This window comes from Bacteroides sp. AM16-13, from assembly GCF_003602705.1.
In the GTDB taxonomy this organism is placed as follows: Bacteria; Bacteroidota; Bacteroidia; order Bacteroidales; family Bacteroidaceae; genus Bacteroides; species Bacteroides xylanisolvens.
The window spans coordinates 73,899-94,515 of the sequence record NZ_QTLK01000006.1; the positions used below are offsets into that span (position 1 = coordinate 73,899).

21 protein-coding genes are annotated in these 20,617 nt (G+C 42.6%); 14 read left to right on the forward strand and 7 right to left on the reverse strand.

From position 1 onward, the window contains the following. Positions 1-628: 628 nt before the first annotated feature. On the reverse strand, positions 629-1,645 hold the full coding sequence (locus DW173_RS06235; protein WP_120144038.1) for an energy transducer TonB: 1,017 nt from the start codon (positions 1,643-1,645) through the stop codon (positions 629-631). Positions 1,646-1,765: 120 nt separating this feature from the next. Between DW173_RS06235 and pheS the strand changes: the two genes are divergently transcribed. From pheS to DW173_RS06275, 8 genes are all read left to right on the forward strand, one after another. Further along, positions 1,766-2,785: a phenylalanine--tRNA ligase subunit alpha gene (gene pheS / locus DW173_RS06240; RefSeq protein ID WP_004314231.1), complete on the forward strand. Its 1,020-nt coding sequence runs from the start codon at positions 1,766-1,768 to the stop codon at positions 2,783-2,785. Between the two features lie 155 nt (positions 2,786-2,940). Beyond that, complete coding sequence (locus DW173_RS06245; RefSeq protein WP_004314230.1) at positions 2,941-4,140, forward strand: MFS transporter; 1,200 nt, start codon at positions 2,941-2,943, stop codon at positions 4,138-4,140. Then, positions 4,137-4,814 (forward strand): endonuclease III, encoded by a 678-nt coding sequence (gene nth, locus DW173_RS06250; RefSeq protein WP_008644887.1) that lies wholly within the window; start codon positions 4,137-4,139, stop codon positions 4,812-4,814. The genes DW173_RS06245 and nth overlap by 4 nt, the downstream gene beginning before the upstream one ends. A 93-nt stretch (positions 4,815-4,907) precedes the next feature. Then, entirely contained in the window at positions 4,908-6,167 is a 1,260-nt protein-coding gene (locus tag DW173_RS06255; RefSeq protein WP_004300866.1) for a phosphoglycerate kinase, read from the forward strand. A 117-nt stretch (positions 6,168-6,284) separates the two neighbouring features. Next, positions 6,285-7,262 (forward strand): ABC transporter substrate-binding protein, encoded by a 978-nt coding sequence (locus DW173_RS06260; protein ID WP_120144040.1) that lies wholly within the window; start codon positions 6,285-6,287, stop codon positions 7,260-7,262. Positions 7,263-7,286: 24 nt separating this feature from the next. Then, on the forward strand, positions 7,287-8,330 hold the full coding sequence (locus tag DW173_RS06265) for a porin (protein WP_120144042.1): 1,044 nt from the start codon (positions 7,287-7,289) through the stop codon (positions 8,328-8,330). 158 nt (positions 8,331-8,488) lie between these two features. Continuing rightward, entirely contained in the window at positions 8,489-9,673 is a 1,185-nt protein-coding gene (locus DW173_RS06270; RefSeq protein WP_004314226.1) for a DUF418 domain-containing protein, read from the forward strand. Between the two features lie 7 nt (positions 9,674-9,680). After that, complete coding sequence (locus tag DW173_RS06275; RefSeq protein ID WP_162487394.1) at positions 9,681-11,888, forward strand: tetratricopeptide repeat protein; 2,208 nt, start codon at positions 9,681-9,683, stop codon at positions 11,886-11,888. A 143-nt stretch (positions 11,889-12,031) separates the two neighbouring features. Here DW173_RS06275 and DW173_RS06280 read toward each other — a convergent pair whose 3' ends face one another. From DW173_RS06280 to DW173_RS06300, 5 genes are all read right to left on the reverse strand, one after another. Further along, positions 12,032-12,613: a Maf-like protein gene (locus tag DW173_RS06280; RefSeq protein WP_120144043.1), complete on the reverse strand. Its 582-nt coding sequence runs from the start codon at positions 12,611-12,613 to the stop codon at positions 12,032-12,034. A 70-nt stretch (positions 12,614-12,683) separates the two neighbouring features. Then, positions 12,684-13,205, reverse strand: coding sequence for a KdsC family phosphatase (locus DW173_RS06285; RefSeq protein ID WP_008026011.1), 522 nt, complete (start codon positions 13,203-13,205; stop codon positions 12,684-12,686). Further along, complete coding sequence (locus DW173_RS06290) at positions 13,186-13,980, reverse strand: Rossmann-like and DUF2520 domain-containing protein (protein ID WP_120144045.1); 795 nt, start codon at positions 13,978-13,980, stop codon at positions 13,186-13,188. Before DW173_RS06290 ends, DW173_RS06285 begins: the two co-directional genes overlap by 20 nt. Before the next feature lie 7 nt (positions 13,981-13,987). Next, a complete protein-coding gene (locus tag DW173_RS06295; protein ID WP_120144047.1) occupies positions 13,988-14,323 on the reverse strand; it encodes a hypothetical protein in 336 nt (111 codons plus the stop codon). A 2-nt stretch (positions 14,324-14,325) separates the two neighbouring features. Continuing rightward, positions 14,326-14,862, reverse strand: coding sequence for a nitroreductase family protein (locus DW173_RS06300; RefSeq protein WP_008771322.1), 537 nt, complete (start codon positions 14,860-14,862; stop codon positions 14,326-14,328). 180 nt (positions 14,863-15,042) lie between these two features. Here DW173_RS06300 and DW173_RS06305 point away from each other — a divergent pair, with 180 nt between their 5' ends. Beyond that, complete coding sequence (locus DW173_RS06305; RefSeq protein WP_008771321.1) at positions 15,043-15,267, forward strand: hypothetical protein; 225 nt, start codon at positions 15,043-15,045, stop codon at positions 15,265-15,267. Positions 15,268-15,355: 88 nt separating this feature from the next. Here the strand turns inward: DW173_RS06305 and DW173_RS06310 are convergent, their stop codons facing one another. After that, positions 15,356-15,898, reverse strand: coding sequence for a beta-class carbonic anhydrase (locus DW173_RS06310; protein WP_118220160.1), 543 nt, complete (start codon positions 15,896-15,898; stop codon positions 15,356-15,358). A 150-nt stretch (positions 15,899-16,048) separates the two neighbouring features. On the opposite strand from DW173_RS06310, the gene DW173_RS06315 reads away from it, so the two are divergent. From DW173_RS06315 to DW173_RS06335, 5 genes are all read left to right on the forward strand, one after another. Further along, positions 16,049-17,047 (forward strand): GNAT family N-acetyltransferase, encoded by a 999-nt coding sequence (locus tag DW173_RS06315; protein WP_120144048.1) that lies wholly within the window; start codon positions 16,049-16,051, stop codon positions 17,045-17,047. A gap of 175 nt (positions 17,048-17,222) precedes the next feature. Next, entirely contained in the window at positions 17,223-17,627 is a 405-nt protein-coding gene (mce, locus tag DW173_RS06320) for a methylmalonyl-CoA epimerase (protein ID WP_002561104.1), read from the forward strand. A 28-nt stretch (positions 17,628-17,655) separates the two neighbouring features. Then, positions 17,656-19,209 (forward strand): acyl-CoA carboxylase subunit beta, encoded by a 1,554-nt coding sequence (locus tag DW173_RS06325; RefSeq protein ID WP_004300890.1) that lies wholly within the window; start codon positions 17,656-17,658, stop codon positions 19,207-19,209. 31 nt (positions 19,210-19,240) lie between these two features. After that, positions 19,241-20,161 (forward strand): OadG family transporter subunit, encoded by a 921-nt coding sequence (locus tag DW173_RS06330; RefSeq protein WP_004314216.1) that lies wholly within the window; start codon positions 19,241-19,243, stop codon positions 20,159-20,161. 24 nt (positions 20,162-20,185) lie between these two features. Beyond that, positions 20,186-20,617 carry an acetyl-CoA carboxylase biotin carboxyl carrier protein gene (locus DW173_RS06335; protein ID WP_004314215.1) on the forward strand — a complete coding sequence of 144 codons (432 nt, stop codon included), beginning with the start codon at positions 20,186-20,188 and terminating at the stop codon, positions 20,615-20,617.

Here is a 20,617-nt window from a genome sequence, read left to right on the forward strand (position 1 = left end):
ACAAACGAAGAAAAGTTTTCTGTTTTAATGATTTTTGAAGAAATCAATCATGTTATTATACTATCAAAAGTACTCCAACATAATCCGACTTACAGAGTAAAGGTTGTTTCATCGGCGAGAAACTACAGTTCCATCGGTGCGGAACTATAGTTTCATCAGTAAGAAACTAATAGTTCCAAGCAGGAGAAACAAAAGTTTCAAGCCTACGAAACTGTAGTTTCAAGCCGCAGAACAAATAGTTTCAAGGCTTGAAACTATCAGTCACAAGGCAGATCCCACCCCGTAAGTACAAGGGTAATAAATAGAATAGCCTATCTGCCTGTAGTTAATACTATTTAGGCAATGAAACTTCATCTGTGATTTTTACTTGATTCGGGTATGCACCTCTATCACACCTTTGTAGTGCGTTTATTTCTCCTTGGCTTTGCAGTGACAGCACTATTGCCGTCACAGTGCTGTCACCACGTTGCTGTCACGCCATTTACTTTTCATAATCAAACAGTTAAGTTGCAATCTGTGACAGATGACAGCAAATTTATTTTTTTTATTTATTAGAGAGAGGCTGCTGAATTCAAGTTATAAATGCAATATCTCTTTTTTATTAATCGGACTTTGGATGCAAAGTTGCTTATTTATTCCGATAAAGTTGCGGACGGAAAGGAATATAAAGAGTATAATTACTATCCGCCGGCTTTCCTCCCGCCAATGCAGGGGACCATTTCGGCATCCCTTTAACAATGCGGAGAGCCTCCTCTGCAAATTCCGGATGAGTGGAACGTAGAATATGAGGACGAAGGATAACCCCTTCCTTATCAATAGTAAACTCACATAAAGCATAACCCGAAACATTCTTCTCTAAAAGTCCTGCCGGATAAACCATTTCATTGGCAATATATTCTTCCGGACTCATCGCAGAGAAATGAGCAGGTTCTTCCACCTGCTTTCCGGAAAGCGTCTTTGCGCGGGGACCTACCGGATAAATTCCAACATACATCGGTTGTTTATAAGCATCCGGTTCTTCCTTACTACGTTGTTGCAATGCTTTCAATAAAGAAGCAGCCTCTTCCGCCAATGTCTGTTCCAAAATATTCTCTCCCCGAGATAACATATATGCCGACTGACAAACCAATACAAGACGTTCCATCAACGTTCCTTTTTCCGGCGACCATTTTCGTCCCATCCGCTCTTTGCCTTTTGCGTCCGTAGAAGAAAAGTAATAGACAATTCCATCTAAACCAGCCGTAGAACCATCCAGATCCTGCACCTGCTCTGTCACCAAACGAAAGATGGCCCCTAAAGACTGATACAGGGAAGCGCTGATGACAACCGATTTAGTATCCACGGTTACTGTCCCCTTCTCCGCCTGCCAATAGGTACGGGATAGTGTATTCGAAATCAGCGTATAACGCCCGTTTTTCCTTTCTACCGACATTGCATACTCCGGCGAAAAGGAAGGGATAGCTGCGAAACGCGCGTATGGCTGTTTCTGAAAGCCAGTATTAAGTAAAGAAAACACACTACGGTAATATTCGCCTAACTCGCCTGTATAAGAAGAAAAAGGTTTCACCGGCTCCAAATAGTCAATCTGGGCCGCCAGGCGAAAAGAAAAGGTTAAAAGCAGAAGACAGAAAACAATCTTTTTCATAAGTTGCCGGATTTTCGGTACATATCGGCAACAAAGATACAAATTATTTCGATGGTTCGTGATAAAATTATATCTTTGCACGGTTTTTACTAAGAAACTGAATAACAATACATCGAAAATATGATAGCTAAGATTGAACAACTTCTGAAAGAGGTGGAAGCCTTACACGCCTCCAATGCCGAAGAACTCGAAGCTCTCCGCATCAAATACCTAAGTAAGAAGGGAGCCATTAACGACTTAATGGCAGATTTCCGTAATGTAGCTGCCGATCAGAAAAAAGAAGTCGGCATGAGACTGAATGAACTGAAAACAAAAGCGCAGGACAAAATCAACGCGCTGAAAGAATTGTTTGAAAGTCAGGACAATGATTGTGACGGATTGGATTTGACGCGTTCGGCTTATCCCGTGGAACTCGGTACACGCCACCCGCTCACCATTGTAAAGAACGAAATCATCGATATCTTTGCCCGCCTGGGATTTAGCATCGCCGAAGGTCCGGAAATTGAAGATGACTGGCATGTATTCTCGGCACTGAACTTTGCCGAAGATCATCCGGCACGCGATATGCAGGACACTTTCTTTATCGAAGCTCACCCGGACGTAGTATTGCGCACGCATACTTCTTCCGTACAGACCCGTGTGATGGAAACTTCACAACCTCCTATCCGCATCATCTGTCCGGGACGTGTGTATCGTAATGAAGCAATCAGCTATCGCGCACACTGTTTCTTCCATCAGGTAGAAGCGTTGTATGTAGACAAAAACGTATCGTTCACCGACTTGAAACAAGTATTGTTGCTTTTCGCTAAAGAAATGTTCGGCGCTGATACAAAGATTCGTCTGCGTCCGTCTTACTTCCCGTTCACTGAACCTAGTGCGGAAATGGACATCAGTTGTAATATCTGCGGCGGTAAAGGTTGTCCGTTCTGTAAACACACCGGCTGGGTAGAAATCCTCGGTTGCGGTATGGTAGACCCGAACGTACTTGAATCTAACGGTATAGACAGCAAAATATACAGCGGTTATGCTCTCGGTATGGGTATCGAACGTATCACAAACCTGAAATATCAGGTGAAAGACCTGCGTATGTTCTCTGAAAATGATACTCGCTTCCTGAAAGAATTCGAGAGCGCTTACTAAATTTAGATTTCACCACAGAGGACGCAGAGGACACAGAGTTTTTATTTCAGCCGTATCAACTACGACTCGTTTTTCATAGAAAGTCATTAGAAAGAAAAAACTCCGTGAAACTCTGCGTCCTCTGCGTCCTCTGTGGTGAAATAAATAAGTTCATTATGGCAAAGGATAGACTCATTACTCCCAGTTATTGTTTCATCTTGGCAGCCAACTTCCTGCTCTACTTTGGCTTTTGGTTGTTGATTCCTGTTTTGCCGTTCTATTTATCAGAATTCTTCCAAACTGGAAATTCCACTATTGGTATTGTACTTTCCTGCTATACGGTAGCTGCTCTCTGCATCCGTCCGTTTTCCGGTTATCTGCTCGACACGTTTGCCCGCAAACCTCTTTATCTGTTTGCTTACTTCATCTTTATGATGATGTTCGGCGGGTATTTAATAGCCGGCTCCCTTACCTTATTTATTATATTCCGAATCATTCATGGCGTCTCTTTCGGAATGGTTACAGTAGGAGGAAACACGGTAGTGATAGACATTATGCCATCTTCCCGCCGTGGGGAAGGTTTAGGCTATTACGGGCTTACCAACAATACAGCTATGTCCATCGGGCCGATGTTCGGACTGTTTCTGCACGATGCAGGAGTCTCTTTTGCTACGATCTTCTGTTACGCATTCGGTTCCTGCATTTTGGGTTTTCTATGTGCCAGTCTGGTGAAAACGCCCTATAAACCTCCTGTGAAACGGGAACCGATTTCACTCGACCGTTTTATTTTGATGAAAGGACTGCCAGCCGGACTTAGCCTATTGTTACTTTCCATCCCTTACGGAATGACAACCAACTATGTCGCCATGTATGCCCGCCAAATAGGATTGAACACGCAAACCGGATTCTTCTTTACTTTTATGGCTGTCGGCATGGCAATCTCTCGCATCTTTTCGGGAAAACTGGTGGATCGCGGAAAAATAACGCAAGTAATAATAGCTGGATTATACCTGGTTGTCTGCAGTTTCTTCCTGCTTTCAGCCTGTGTGTATCTGATTCAATGGAATGATACCGTTTGCAACATCCTGTTTTTTGGCATCGCATTGTTGATGGGGGTCGGATTTGGAATCATGTTTCCGGCATTTAATACGTTGTTTGTCAACCTTGCCCCCAATAGCCAGCGGGGAACAGCCACTTCCACTTATCTTACCTCTTGGGACGTAGGAATTGGTATCGGTATGCTGACCGGTGGATATATCGCAGAAATTAGTACATTTGATAAGGCTTATCTTTTCGGAGCCTGCCTGACGGTAGTTTCCGCCCTCTATTTCAAACTAAAAGTGACGCCTCATTACCATAAAAACAAGCTACGATGAGAAAGAAAGAACGTTATGAGAAAGTAATCGCCTGGTTTCAGGACAATGTACCTGTAGCCGAAACTGAATTGCATTACAACAATCCGTATGAGTTGCTGATCGCTGTTATTCTTTCTGCACAATGTACGGACAAACGGGTGAATATCATCACTCCCCCTTTGTATAAAGATTTTCCGACTCCGGAAGCGCTGGCAGCCACTACGCCGGAAGTTATTTTCGAATATATACGAAGCGTATCCTATCCGAACAACAAAGCCAAACATCTGGTTGGTATGGCAAAGATGCTGGTGAATGACTTCAATAGTCAGGTGCCCGACAATCTGGATGATTTGATAAAGTTGCCCGGTGTAGGAAGAAAAACAGCCAATGTCATCCAGTCGGTTGTGTTTAATAAAGCTGCCATGGCAGTAGATACACACGTATTCCGTGTCAGCCACCGCATCGGACTGGTGCCGGATAGTTGCACTACCCCGTTCAGTGTGGAAAAAGAATTGGTGAAGAATATTCCAGAAAAACTCATACCGATTGCCCACCATTGGCTCATTCTGCACGGTCGTTATGTTTGTCAGGCACGCACTCCCAAATGTGACACCTGTGGTTTGCAAATGATGTGCAAATATTTCTGTAACACCTATAAAGTTACAAAAGAGGAACCAAAAGCCAAGAATAAATAACGATTTAATAGCAAGGAACCGAAATAAATAGTAACTTTGCGGTCGTTCTAAAAGAAGAATTTTAAAAACACTTTTAAATAAAAATAGAGTATTATGCAGACAATTGACAAATTCAATTTTGCCGGTAAAAAGGCATTTGTTCGCGTGGACTTCAATGTACCCCTGGACGAAAACTTCAACATTACAGATGACACTCGTATGCGTGCAGCTCTTCCTACTTTGAAGAAGATCCTGGCAGACGGCGGAAGCATCATCATTGGCTCTCACCTGGGCCGTCCGAAAGGCGTTGCCGATAAATTCTCTTTGAAACATATCATCAAGCATCTGTCTGAATTGCTGGGCGTTGAAGTTCAGTTCGCAAACGACTGCATGGGCGAAGAAGCTGCTGTAAAAGCTGCTGCTCTGCAACCGGGAGAAGTACTGTTACTCGAAAATCTTCGCTTCTACGCTGAAGAAGAAGGCAAACCAAGAGGTTTGGCTGAAGATGCAACTGACGAAGAAAAAGCTGCTGCCAAGAAAGCAGTAAAAGAAAGCCAGAAAGAATTTACCAAGAAATTGGCTTCTTACGCTGACTGCTACGTAAACGACGCATTTGGTACTGCTCACCGTGCACACGCTTCTACAGCATTGATCGCTAAATATTTCGATGTAAACAACAAGATGTTCGGTTACCTGATGGAAAAAGAAGTGAAAGCCGTTGATAAAGTATTGAACGACATCAAACGTCCGTTCACTGCTATCATGGGTGGTTCTAAAGTTTCTTCTAAAATCGAAATCATCGAAAACCTGTTGAGCAAGGTAGACAACTTAATCATCGCCGGTGGTATGACTTATACATTTACTAAAGCTATGGGTGGTAAAATCGGTATCTCTATCTGTGAGGACGACAAACTTGACCTGGCTTTGGATTTGATGAAGAAAGCAAAAGAAAAAGGTGTAAACCTGGTATTAGCTGTTGACGCTAAGATTGCTGACGCATTCTCTAACGATGCAAATACTAAATTCTGTGCTGTTGACGAAATTCCTGACGGATGGGAAGGTCTTGACATCGGTCCTAAGACTGAAGAAATCTTCGCTAACGTTATCAAAGAATCTAAGACTATTCTTTGGAACGGTCCTACAGGCGTATTCGAATTTGACAACTTCACTCACGGCTCACGTGCAGTAGGTGAAGCAATCGTTGAAGCAACTAAGAACGGTGCATTCTCACTTGTGGGTGGTGGCGACTCTGTAGCTTGTGTTAACAAGTTCGGTTTGGCTAGCGGTGTATCTTACGTTTCAACCGGTGGTGGCGCATTGCTCGAAGCAATCGAAGGAAAAGTTCTTCCGGGTATCGCTGCTATTCAAGAATAATAGAACTAGATAATTAGTTAATTTTTTAAATAGTTAATGATAAGAGGGCAGTTCTTTGTGAAAAGAGTTGCCCTTATTTATAAAAAACGGAGTTCCTCTTATTTACAAAAACGAGGTATGAAAAGACCGATACTACTCTTTTGGTTCATCCTTCTCTTCCTTTACTCCTGTCAGAGTAAAAAAGGAGACAGCTCTTTTTTACCTCTAACCGAACTGCAACCACTCACCCTGGGCATGATGCCTACACTAGACGGACTCCCTTTCCATATAGCTAAAACACAAGGTATCTACGATTCATTAGGACTGAACCTGACTATTCTTTCATTCAACTCTGCCAACGACCGGGACGCTGCTTTCCAGACCGGGAAAATGGATGGCATGATTACCGACTATCCCAGCGCAGTAGTGCTGCAAGCTATCCATCATGCAGATTTAGGGTTCGTCTTGAAAAATGATGGTTATTTCTGCTTCATTGTCTCTAAAGAAAGTAATATCAATCAACTGGAACAGCTCAAGGAAAAGAATATTGCTGTGTCACGCAACACAGTTATCGAATATGCTACCGACCAGTTATTAAGCAAAGCCGGAATCAGTCTTTCAGAAATGAATATGCCGGAAATCGGCCAGCTTCCTCTCCGGCTGCAAATGTTGCAGTACAATCAGATTGATGCTTCTTTCCTGCCCGACCCTGCCGCATCCATCGCCATGAACAGCCAGCATCGTTCATTGGTAAGTACACAGGAATTGGGCATTGATTTTACGGCTACCGCTTTCTCACGAAAAGCGCTCAACCAAAAAAGAAAAGAAATCGAACTACTCATCACAGGTTATAATCTGGGAGTAGATTATATAAAAATGCATCCACAGAAGGAATGGAAGCAAGTGCTGATAGAAATAGGTGTACCGGAAAATCTGACAGGACTCATTGCCCTCCCTAGTTATCAAAAAGCCAAACGCCCTTCGGCAGAAGGGATAGATAAGGCTATACACTGGTTGAAAGAAAACCACCGAATCCCCGAAACCTACTCTGAAAAGAATCTGATTGACACAACGTATATCCCCACAATATCAACCATAATACAGTATCAACCATAATCAAAATCAAATAACAACTAACTCATGCGAAAAACACTACTCCAACTCTTAACCTTTGTATTATGCATTACAGGTATGCAAAATCTTCTCCTGGCACAGGAGCGGACGCCATTAAATCAAGTTGTCAACACACTGAAAGAACGGATTAGTCTCTCCGGATATGCCCAATTGGGATATACTTATGACGATGCAGCGAACCCGGACAATACATTCGACATCAAACGAATCATTTTCATGGCACACGGAAAGATCACCAAACGGTGGACTTGTGATTTTATGTATGACTTCTACAATGGGGGCATGTTACTCGAAGTGTATACCGATTATCAGTTTCTCCCCGGACTTACGGCACGTATCGGTGAATTCAAGGTTCCTTATACCATAGAAAATGAATTATCTCCTACCACAGTAGAACTCATCAATTGTTATTCGCAGTCTGTTTGTTATCTGGCGGGAGTAAGCGGTAGCGATAAGTGTTACGGAATGACGTCCGGACGGGATATCGGCATGATGCTTCACGGAAAATTATTTCGCGACTTCCTGCAATACAAAGTGGCTGTAATGAACGGACAGGGATTGAACACCAAAGACAAAAACAGTCAAAAAGATGTAGTCGGTAATTTGATGGTTAATCCGCTGAAATGGTTATCCGTAGGTGGTTCGTTTATCCGCGGAACAGGACATGCCATAGCAGATTCGGAATATACCGGAATTAAAGCCGGAGAAAATTACGCCAAGAAACGCTGGAGTGCAGGAGGGGTTGTCACCACTTCCACCTTTAATCTGCGCACGGAATATCTTGCCGGAAAAGACCGGAGTGTGAAAAGCGAAGGTTTCTATGCAACAGGCAGTGTACGCTTCGCCCGGAATTTCGATTTCATCGCTTCGTTCGATTATTTCAACCCGAACAAAGCTGCTGATTTCAAACAGAATAACTATATTGCAGGCGTACAATACTGGTTTTACCCCAGATGCCGGTTGCAGGCACAATATACCTTTTGCGACAAGAAAGGAGACGGACAAAAAGACTCCAATCTGATACAGGCACAGGTGCAGGTAAGGTTTTAAATTAAGTATCAATTAAGTATTAAGTATCAAGTATCAAGTATTAAGTATTAAGTATTAAGTATTAGCATCCGGTATTAGGGCTGGAGTAGCAGTATTAAAACAGCGGAATCAAATAATTATAGAATATCAACCTTATAAATAACAGAAACGAAGAAATCATGGAACACAAAATCGCGGAAACCAACGCCCGAATAGACGTGGCCGACGTATTAAGAGGATTAGCAGTAATGGGAATTATTCTCTTACACAGTATTGAACATTTTAATTTCTACTCTTTCCCGGAAGAAGTACCTTTTGAATGGATGAAATTTACCGATCAGGCTATTTGGAGAGGATTATTCTTCACATTCAGTAACAAAGCATACGCTGTGTTTGCCCTGCTCTTCGGTTTCAGTTTCTACATTCAAGACAACAACCAACAACGAAGAGGGAAAGATTTCCGCTTGCGTTTTTTATGGAGATTATTCATTCTCTTCATGATAGGACAGTTCAATGCCGCTTTCTTTACTGGTGAAATATTGACTATGTATGCGATTTTAGGAATTATCCTTCCAATATTCTGCCGGATGAGTGACCGCACGGTTGTCATCTTCGCTACTTTATTAATTCTACAACCTATCGATTGGGTGAAATTGATTTATGCTTTGTGTAATCCTGACTATGTGGCAGGAAAAAGTTTGGCAGGTTATTATTTCAGCATTGCTTTCGACGTACAAAAGAACGGAACTTTCCTCGAAACAGTCCGCATGAATATGTGGGAAGGACAACTGGCCAACATGACCTGGGCACTGGAACATGGACGTATTTTACAGACACCGGGGTTATTCTTATTCGGAATGCTTGTCGGTCGCCGTAAATATTTCCTGTACAGCGAACAGAACGAACGCCTGTGGTTAAAGGCACTGGCCGTTTCGCTTCTCTGCTTCTTCCCCATCTACGGATTGAACAATATGCTGCCGGAATTCATCGAACGAAGTGCCATCCTTGTTCCCTTGCAATTGATATTAAGTTCATTCAGCAGCCTTAGCTTCATGGTATTGCTGGTAACAGGATTACTGCTGACTTTCTACCGTGTGAAAGACCGCAGTTTCTTTATGCGTTTCACATCTTATGGTAAAATGAGTTTAACGAACTACCTCGGGCAATCTATTTTCGGTTCTCTTTTGTTCTATCATTGGGGATTTGAACTTGGACGATATTTAGGAATCACTTACAGTTTCCTTTTTGGCATCCTTTTTGTTCTATTACAAATGGTATTTTGTTCGTGGTGGCTCCGACACCATAAACACGGTCCTTTTGAAGGTCTCTGGAAACGTTTGACCTGGATTGGAAAAAATAAATAATTAAAGAATGATGAACGAAAAAACGATTAATGAACAATACGCATATATACGTACTTTACTTGAAGAGAAAAGACTCAAAGAAGCCTTAATGCAGTTGGAATCTTTGCTGTGGCAGTGTCCTGACTGGGATTTGCGCACTCGCCTGGAACAATTGCAGACCTCTTACAAATATATGCTGGAATACATGAAACAGGGAGCAAACGACCCTGACCGGTGGAATCTGTATCAAAAAATGGTAGCAGACACCTGGGGAATTGCCGACCAATCACGTTTGCTCATGTTGGACAACGCTTCATCAAGATATTATCATGAGGTACGCCGCACTCCCAGATCGGCGGACTTGTCGAACTATGGTATTAAAACAATATTACACATATTGGAGTCATTTAATGACGACTTGGCAGTCAGCGGATTACTGTCTGACGAAAAGATGGATGAAGTATTAAGACGGCATGAAGATACGCTCAAGTTTATGTTTATAAGAACATGGACAAACAGTGCATGGACTCCCGAGGACGAGGAAGACGCAAAAGCTATGCTTGCCTCGGAATTACTTCCGGGAGATGACTTATGCTTATTTGTCAGTGCCCTCACATTGAGCTTGATGGAATGTTTCGACTTACGAAAAATAATGTGGCTGCTCAATGCTTACGAACACCCTAACGTCAACGTCAGCCAACGGGCATTGGTAGGTACAATGATTATCTTCCACATCTACAGAAGCCGTCTTTCTTTTTATCCGGAACTTATCAAAAGGGTAGATCTCATGGAGGAAATACCTTCATTCAGAGAAGACGTCGCACGTATTTACCGCCAAATGCTATTGTGTCAGGAAACGGAAAAAATTGATAAGAAGATGAGGGAAGAGATTATTCCTGAAATGCTGAAGAATGTTTCCTCCATGAAAAATATGCGATTCGGTTTTGAAGAAAACGATGAAGAAAACAATGATATGAACCCGGATTGGGAAGATGCGTTCGAGAAGTCCGGCCTGGGAGATAAATTGCGTGAAATGAACGAATTGCAATTAGAGGGCGCAGATGTGTATATGAGCACTTTTGCCGCATTGAAAAATTATCCGTTCTTCCGTGAGGTGCATAACTGGTTTTATCCATTCAGCAAGCAACAGTCCAATGTGCTCAAAGCAATGAAACAAGCGGGAAATCAAGGCGGCAGTTTACTGGACTTAATTCTTCAATCGGGCTTTTTCAGCAACAGCGATAAGTACTCGCTCTTTTTCACGATTCATCAATTGCCACAGTCGCAACAAGATATGATGTTGAGTCAGTTGAACGAACAGCAGGTGGCAGAATTGGCAGAGAAATCGAATGTTGAAACAATGAAGAGGTTCAATGAACGTCCGGGAACGGTCAGTAACCAATACCTGCACGACTTGTACCGTTTCTTCAAACTTAGTGTACGCAAGAGTGAGTTCAGAGATATTTTTAAAGAGAAACTCGACCTTCATCACGTTCCTGCACTCGACAATATCTTGTATTGGGAAGATGTATTATTCCCCATTGCCGATTTTTATCTGGCAAAGGAACGTTGGGACGAGGCTATTGAAATTTATGAAGAACTGGAGTCTATTGGAGGATTCGAAGGAGAAAGTGCAGAATATTATCAGAAGTTTGGCTATGCATTACAGAAAAGAAAGAAATATGCAGAAGCTATTCAGGCTTATCTGAAAGCAGACACGCTGAAGCCGGATAATATTTGGAACAATCGCCACCTGGCTATTTGTTACCGGTTAAACAGAAACTATCAGGCTGCACTCACTTATTATAAAAAGGTAGAAGAAGCTGCTCCGGAAGATACCAATGTGACTTTCTATATCGGTAGTTGCCTGGCTGAACTGGGACAATACGAGGAAGCTCTGAATTATTTCTTCAAATTGGATTTCATCGAGAACAATTGTATAAAGGCATGGCGCGGCATCGGTTGGTGCTCGTTCATCAGTCAGAAATATGAACAGGCGATGAAATATTATGAAAAGATTATTGAACAAAAGCCGCTGGCTATTGATTATATGAACGCAGGGCATGTGGCCTGGGTAATGGGAGATATTCAGAAAGCTGCCGTTTTCTACGGAAAAGCCATTACGGCTAGTGGGAACCGGGAAAGATTCTTGGAGATGTTCCACAAAGATGAAGAATCTCTTCTCACACAAGGGATTCGAGAAGAGGACATTCCTCTGATGTTGGATTTATTATAGTCTCCTGCATCTTTCAATTCGGGATATTCAGTAAATGTCCCTGCTTAAGAATACAGAAAAAGGCTGCCTCATTTTCTATTTTGAGGCAGCCTTCTCATATTATTGGATTAAGTAAAAATATTCAGATAGATTCAGAATCCTTACTATAACTTTTTCAACTCTCCATACAACTTCTGTATGGGAAGTCCCATAATATTATAGAAGCTACCTGATATTGATTTTACACCGATATACCCGATCCATTCCTGAACGCCATAGGCTCCTGCCTTATCCATCGGCCGATAGCGGTCGACATAATACAGAATTTCATCTTCTGACAAGACATCAAACAATACTTCAGAGGAAGCGGTAAAGCTTTTTTGCCATTCAGTAGTAGTCAGGCAAACACCTGTGAAAACCTGATGAGACTTTCCCGAAAGAGCACGAAGCATTTCAATGGCTCCTTCCCTGCCCTCCGGTTTTCCAAGTACTTTTCCATTCAGCCAGACTATGGTATCTGCTGTAATCAATAATTCTCCCGGCTGCATCATGGTACGGTAGGCACCCGCCTTTTCACGAGCAATATATTCGGGTATTTCAGCACCAACCAATGTATCCGGATATGACTCGTCTACATCCGGCAATGTTCTGACTACATAGTCCACTCCCAAGCCTGACATCAATTCTTTCCGACGGGGAGAATTGGAGGCTAGTATAATCTGATATTTCTTTAAATTATCAAGCATGATTCGATTTATGATTTATAATTTATGGTTTATGGTTGAAAATACTTTTTATTGATGTCACCAGTTGATTTCACCAGCCGAAAGCATCTTCTGCCATCCACAGACCATGAGCTTTCAGTACTTGCTCCACTACATCACGTCCGCAACCACGTCCGCCGTCTGCATAAGAGATATACTTTGCTACGGATTTCACTTCCGGCACGGCATCTTTCGGACAACATGGAAGTCCACATTCACGCATCACTTCAATATCCGGAACATCATCGCCCATATAGAGAATTTCATCATCGGTCAGTCCGTATTTATCACGAAAATCACGATAATCGTGTATCTTGACGGCAGATCCCATATACAGATCCTTCACGCCCAGTCCTTCAAAACGGATACGCACTGCTTCTGTACGGCCACCGGTAATGATAGCTATGTGAAGTCCTTTCTTCACAGCCAACTGGATGGCGTACCCATCTTTGATATTCACGGTACGCATCGGCTCTCCGGAAGGATGCAAAGGTACGGTTGTCGAACTCAATACTCCGTCTACGTCAAAAGCTAAAGCCTTGATACGAGATAAATCATAGTTGATGGTGCTCATGGATACTTTTGCTCATTAGTTTATATATTTCCTGCAATGCCGGAGAATCTACCAACATGGCAAGATGATTGTTCATCACATTCTCATCGTAACGGACAGCGGGTCCGGTCTGTGCATCACGCGGCGCCAGCTCGTGTACTTTACGTGCCGTTTCGTCTATCAGCGGAAGCATGACATCGAAAGGCAAATTATATTTTTCAAGCAAATCAGCAGCTAATGCATACATGTGATTTGTGAAGTTGCAGATAAAAACAGCAGCCAAATGAAGGCTTTTACGCTGCTCGGAAGAAGCTTCGTAAACTTTCTCTGAAAGAGTGGCGGCAACAGCTTTCAAGAGTTCTACATCTTCCGGTCGTTTCGCTTCAACAAAGAAAGGCACTTCCTGAAAATTGACCTCACGTTGTTTGCTGAATGTCTGCATCGGATAGAATACCCCATACCGTTCTGCATACCCTTCCCAAATACTCATCGGGATACTTCCCGCAGTATGCACCAACAAAGAACTCTGTTTCCCTTCTGTTATCTGCGGCAACAAATCTACTAAAGCGGCATCTTTCAAAGATACGATATACAATTTAGCATCTTTGGAGATTTCCTGTAAATCTGTTGTATATTCAGCTTCAACTTTCTCGGCTAAAGTACGGGCAGATTCCATGGTCCGGCTATATACCTGCACAATACGGAAGCCTTTATGATAGAGAGCCTTCGCCAGATTAGTAGCCAGATTACCTGCGCCGATAAACACAATCGGTGTATCTTCTATACTTCTCTTCATTATTTCCTTACCGTTTTGCAAACCAGAATAAAATGATGCCGACAATGAGCAAAGTCAATGGCAGCAGATACCCGGACAACGAACCCAGCAATGACATAACCAAGCCGATATTCATCACTAGCCAAAGACCAAGTAACACAAAACCAATTGATTTATCGCGTTTGAAAATAAGAAAACAGATCGAAGCATACAATAACATATTGTCTTTATTCATCACCCAAGGTAGTCCAATAGTAGAGAAATGAATCAGTTTATCAATCAGATAAAGTGCTCCGATAACGATAAAGGTAACAGCAGTAGCCAAATAAGTATCTTTGCTGTTACTCGCTTTAGCAGCTCCCATATTTATTTTCCTCCGAATTTATTTATGTGAATTTTCTCCCATTGAAGATGTTCTTCGTTGAAAGGTTTACGTTCCATCCCTTTATGTCCGATAGCAATAACGGAAAGAATTTGAAGTTGCAGAGGAATGCCCAGGATTCCATGAACAAATTCATCGGAAGGCATTCCGGTAGCAGTGAAACGTTCGCGGACCTGCACCCAGCAGCTTCCCAAGCCGAGATCTTCGGCCTGCAACTGTATCATGATAGAAGCAATAGAAGCATCTTCAATCCAAACATCACTGGCCAACGGATCGGCCATTACCACAATTGCCAAAGCAGCGTCGGCAATGAATGAAGAAGCCTGTTCCTTACAATGAGACAATTCTTTCAATACCTCTTTATCATCAATCACTACAAACTGCCAACTATTACTACGTTTGGAAGAAGGAGACATCAAAGCTGCTTTCATCAACGTAACTACCTGATCTTGTGTCAACTCTTCATCGGTGAACTTCCGCATACTACGACGGTTCTTTATTAATTCACTGAAATTTTCCATATTATTTTCCGGTTTCATTTGATTAATGTATGCAAAGATAATGCAAACCGAGCGTAATAGGAAATAAAAGTATCTTTTTCATTTCTATTGTCAGAAGGGAATCTATGACATGAAAAGAGTGCCAAATACTCCACTAAATGAAGAATATATTGTATCTTTGCACAGATAAATAATTTCATTATGAAAAAGCGAATTACACAAGACGATTACATTAAAGCGAATCGTAAAGCTAGCCGTGAGGCAGAAATTGAGATGTACGGGCACCCTATTTGTCACAAACGAGTGCACCAGTCAAAGAAAGTATATAACCGCAGAAAGATAAAGGCAGCCGATAAAAAGCTGCCTTATTTTTTTGCCTTCAAAATAGCGTCACTATCCTCCAGACATAGCGACACTATACAATAGGAATAGCGTCACTATCATGATAGGATAGCGTCACTATATTTAGGGGATTAAAAAAGAAGTTTATCTATTTACCTATCTATCTAATAATCTATACAATCCGAGTTAATTCCCCGGTTATAGAATCAATAATAAACCCGTAGACTGTCACATCTGAAGGGATCAAAGGATGACGCACAATAAAATCTACCGTTCCTCTCACCGACTTTTCCGTATCTTCGAAGCCATCCAGCCACGAATGAAAGTCAACTCCGCAGAAACGCATCATGTCAATATAATCCGGATTGATCCCGCGTGCTTTCATTTTTTCGAGCATTACTTCACTGTGCATGTGGCAAGCTCCACAGTCAGAATGAGCAATCACCATTATTTCCTCTACCCCCAACTCAAAAATAGCCACAAGTAAACTACGTATCACGCTACCGAAAGGATGGGAAATAACGCCACCTGCATTTTTTATCATTTTCACATCGCCATTCTTAATTCCTAATGCGGCTGGAAGCAAAGCAGTCAGTCGGGTGTCCATACAGGAAAGAATAGCTATTTTCTTATCGGGATATTTATTAGTAATATACGATTCGTATCCCTTGTTCTCAACAAATTGCTTGTTGTAAGCTAAAATTTCTTCTAACATAGTTCCGCTTTTTAAAAGTTCTGTTCGATTACACAAAGATAGAAAAAATATATAAAGGTGCATTTTTTACAACTATATATATCAAGCAACTCCAACAAATTCTCCGTTTTGTTGTTGAATAAAGAATAAAAAGTGTAAATTTGTACCTAGATGCCACTGAAACTAACAACATATTATCATGGGAAGGATATTCCTGAATTGCCGGGAAAAAATACCTTCCATTCCAAAGAGTTATTTCAGATTTATGAAGCGACTCCGGGGTATACTCCTTTATTAATAGTGGCAACAGAAGACGGCAGACCTGTGGCACGCCTGCTTGCTGCCATCCGCAAAGCGAAAAAGTGGCTTCCCTCCTCTTTAGTGAAACATTGCGTAGTATATAGCGAAGGTGAATTTCTGGATGAGTCGCTTTCGACCAACAAAGAAAAGACAGAAGAAATCTTTGGCGATATGCTCGAACATCTCACACAAGAAGCATCGCGTAGCTGTGTCCTGATCGAATTCCGAAACCTCAATAATTCGATGTTCGGTTACCGGGTTTTCCGTGCCAATGATTATTTCCCTGTCAATTGGCTGCGGGTACGCAATTCGCTGCACAGTATGAAAAAGACGGAAGACCGGTTCAGCCCGTCACGCATCCGTCAGATAAAAAAAGGACTCAAGAATGGAGCCAAAGTAGAGGAGGCACATACCGTGGAAGAAATACACGATTTCTCACGGATGCTGCACAAGGTTTATTCCTCCCGCATACGTAGATATTTCCCTGCCAACGACTTTTTCCGTCACATGAACGATATGCTAATCAAAGGACAACAGGCAAAAATATTCGTAGTAAAATACAAAGAGAAAATCATTGGCGGTTCCGTCTGTATCTACTCGGGAGATGACGCCTACCTTTGGTTTTCCGGAGGAATGAGAAAGACATACGCACTTCAGTATCCGGGAGTGCTGGCCGTTTGGAAGGCATTGGAAGACGCCCGCCAACGGGGATTCCGTCACATGGAATTTATGGATGTAGGACTTCCGTTCCGCAAACACGGTTATCGTGATTTCGTTCTCCGATTCGGAGGAAAGCAGAGCAGTACCCGCCGCTGGTTCCGTGTCAATTGGAATTGGCTGAACAAACTCTTAGTCAAATTTTATGTCTAAATGTAATCTCAAGATTGCAAAACGACTCTTCATGCTCCTTCCCTACCATTTTTTCTGTTTAATAATCCAATAATTAAATGCAGAAATATTTCTTTATTAGGTAAGAAATGCCTTTCTTTGTGCTGTTTTATGCCATATAAGCACATGATTAAAACCAAATAAAAAAAGTATAGTTATGAAGATTTCACACATTGAACATCTGGGCATTGCTGTAAAAAGCATCGAAGAAGCCCTTCCTTACTACGAAAATGTATTAGGTCTGAAGTGTTACAACATTGAAACAGTGGAAGATCAGAAAGTAAGAACTGCTTTTTTAAAAGTAGGCGAAACCAAAATTGAACTGTTGGAGCCGACTTGCCCGGAGAGTACTATTGCCAAATTCATTGAAAACAAAGGTGCAGGTGTTCATCACGTTGCCTTTGCTGTAGAAGATGGCGTAGCCAATGCTTTGGCAGAAGCAGAAAGCAAAGAAATCCGCCTTATCGACAAAGCTCCCCGCAAGGGTGCCGAAGGTTTGAATATTGCTTTCCTTCACCCGAAATCAACTTTGGGCGTGTTGACAGAACTCTGCGAACATTAATCATAAACTCTAAAACCAACAAGAACTCATGAGTAATCAACTTGAAAAAATTAAAGAGCTTATTGAACGCCGTGCCGTAGCACGTATCGGAGGCGGTGAAAAAGCGATTGCGAAGCAACATGAAAAAGGGAAATACACAGCACGCGAGCGTTTGGCTATGCTGCTTGACGAGGGTAGCTTCGAAGAAATGGACATGTTCGTTGAGCACAGATGCACGAACTTCGGAATGGAGAAAAAACATTATCCGGGAGACGGTGTAGTAACCGGCTGCGGTACAATCGAAGGACGTCTGGTATATGTGTTCGCACAGGACTTCACTGTTTCTGCCGGTTCACTGTCAGAAACAATGTCATTGAAGATTTGTAAAATTATGGATCAGGCCATGAAGATGGGTGCTCCTTGTATCGGTATCAACGACTCGGGTGGTGCACGTATCCAGGAAGGTATCAACGCTTTGGCAGGTTATGCAGAAATCTTCCAACGCAACATCCTTGCTTCAGGTGTTATTCCGCAGATTTCCGGTATCTTCGGTCCTTGTGCCGGTGGTGCTGTTTATTCTCCGGCTCTGACCGACTTTACACTGATGATGGAAGGCACTTCTTATATGTTCCTCACCGGACCGAAAGTGGTGAAGACCGTTACAGGTGAAGACGTTAGCCAGGAAAACCTCGGTGGCGCAAGCGTTCACTCCACTAAATCGGGTGTGACTCATTTCACCGCCCAAACAGAAGAAGAAGGTTTCGAACTGATTCGCAAACTGTTGAGCTATATTCCTCAAAACAACCTCGAAGAAGCTCCTTATGTAGATTGCACAGACCCAATCGACCGTCTGGAAGATTCTTTGAACGATATTATCCCCGACAGCCCTACTAAACCGTATGACATGTACGAAGTGATCGGCGCTATTGTGGACAACGGTGAATTCCTTGAAATCCAGAAAGATTATGCAAAGAATATCATCATCGGTTTCGCCCGCTTCAACGGCCAATCGGTAGGTATCGTTGCTAATCAGCCTAAGTATCTGGCTGGTGTGCTCGACAGCAACGCATCTCGTAAAGGCGCACGTTTTGTTCGTTTCTGCGATGCATTCAATATTCCTATCGTATCGTTGGTAGACGTACCGGGATTCCTTCCGGGAACAGGTCAGGAATACAATGGCGTTATCCTTCATGGTGCTAAACTGTTGTATGCTTACGGTGAAGCTACTGTACCTAAGGTTACTATTACATTGCGTAAATCTTACGGTGGTTCTCACATCGTAATGAGCTGTAAGCAACTTCGCGGTGACATGAACTACGCATGGCCTACTGCCGAAATCGCAGTAATGGGTGGTGCAGGAGCAGTAGAAGTATTGTACGCACGCGAAGCCAAAGATCAGGAAAACCCTGCTCAATTCCTTGCAGAGAAAGAAGCAGAATACACGAAACTGTTCGCCAATCCTTACAATGCAGCTAAATATGGCTACATTGACGATGTGATTGAACCACGCAACACACGTTTCCGTGTGATCCGAGCTTTGCAGCAGTTGCAGACTAAGAAATTGAGTAATCCGGCTAAGAAGCATGGTAATATTCCGTTGTAATCCTACTTTTCACATTAAAACAAGAACGATTATGAACAAAACCAAAATCGGAATATTCCTTTCTTTGCTGTTGCTGATTGGTTTGACTTCTTGTGGAGAGCAAAAGTCGAACAATAAGCTGGTGCTAAACGAAATCCTGATAGACAATCAGAGTAATTTTCAGGACGATTACGGATTGCACAGCGCATGGATTGAAATATTCAATAAATCATTCGGTAGCGCCGACCTGGCAGCTTGCTTGCTGAAAGTAAGTAGCCAACCGGGCGATACAGTTACTTATTTTATCCCGAAAGGTGATATACTTACTTTAGTGAAACCACGCCAACATGCACTATTCTGGGCAGATGGCGAACCTAACCGTGGTACTTTCCATACCAGCTTCAAGCTGAATCCGGAAACAGCTAATTGGGTGGGTCTGTTCGACTCCGGCAAAAAGTTGCTCGACCAGATTGTAGTGCCCGCAGGCGCGCTCGGTCCCAACCAATCATACGCTCGTGTAAGCGACGGGGCAGCTGAATGGGAAGTAAAAAGTGGTAGTGGTGACAAATACGTGACTCCGAGCACCAACAACAAGACTCTTGACAGCAATTCCAAGATGGAAAAGTTTGAAGAACACGATGCTGATGGCGTTGGAATGTCCATTTCTGCCATGAGCGTAGTATTCTGCGGATTGATTCTTCTCTTTATTGCTTTTAAGATTGTAGGAAAAGTAGCTGTTAATTTGAGCAAGCGCAACGCTATGAAATCTAAAGGCATTGACAAGCATGAAGCTAAGGAACTGTCACAGGCTCCGGGCGAAGTATACGCTGCTATTTCTATGGCATTACACGAAATGCAGGATGAGGTGCACGACGTAGAAGAAACGGTGCTGACCATCACCCGCGTAAAACGCAGCTACTCACCATGGAGTTCGAAGATTTACACTTTGCGTGAAACTCCTCCCAGAAAGTAAGTCACCTTTTAAAAAGTAAAAACGATGAAAGAATATAAATATAAAATCAACGGTAACTCATATAAAGTAACCATCGGAGATATTGAAGACAACATCGCTCATGTAGAAGTGAACGGTACACACTATAAAGTAGAAATGGAGAAACAGCCGAAGCCTGTTGCGAAACCCGTGACAGTACGCCCGATGCCTAATGCTCCTACTGCTCCTACTCAGGTAGTGAAACCGACTGCTCCGTCTACCGGAAAATCAGGAGTGAAATCTCCGCTGCCGGGTGTGATCCTCGACATCAAAGTGAATGTAGGCGATACTGTAAAGAAAGGACAGACCATTATCATATTGGAAGCCATGAAGATGGAAAACAATATCAATGCGGATAAGGACGGTAAGATTACTGCCATCAACGTCAACAAGGGAGACTCTGTTCTTGAAGGTAATGACCTCGTAATTATTGAATAA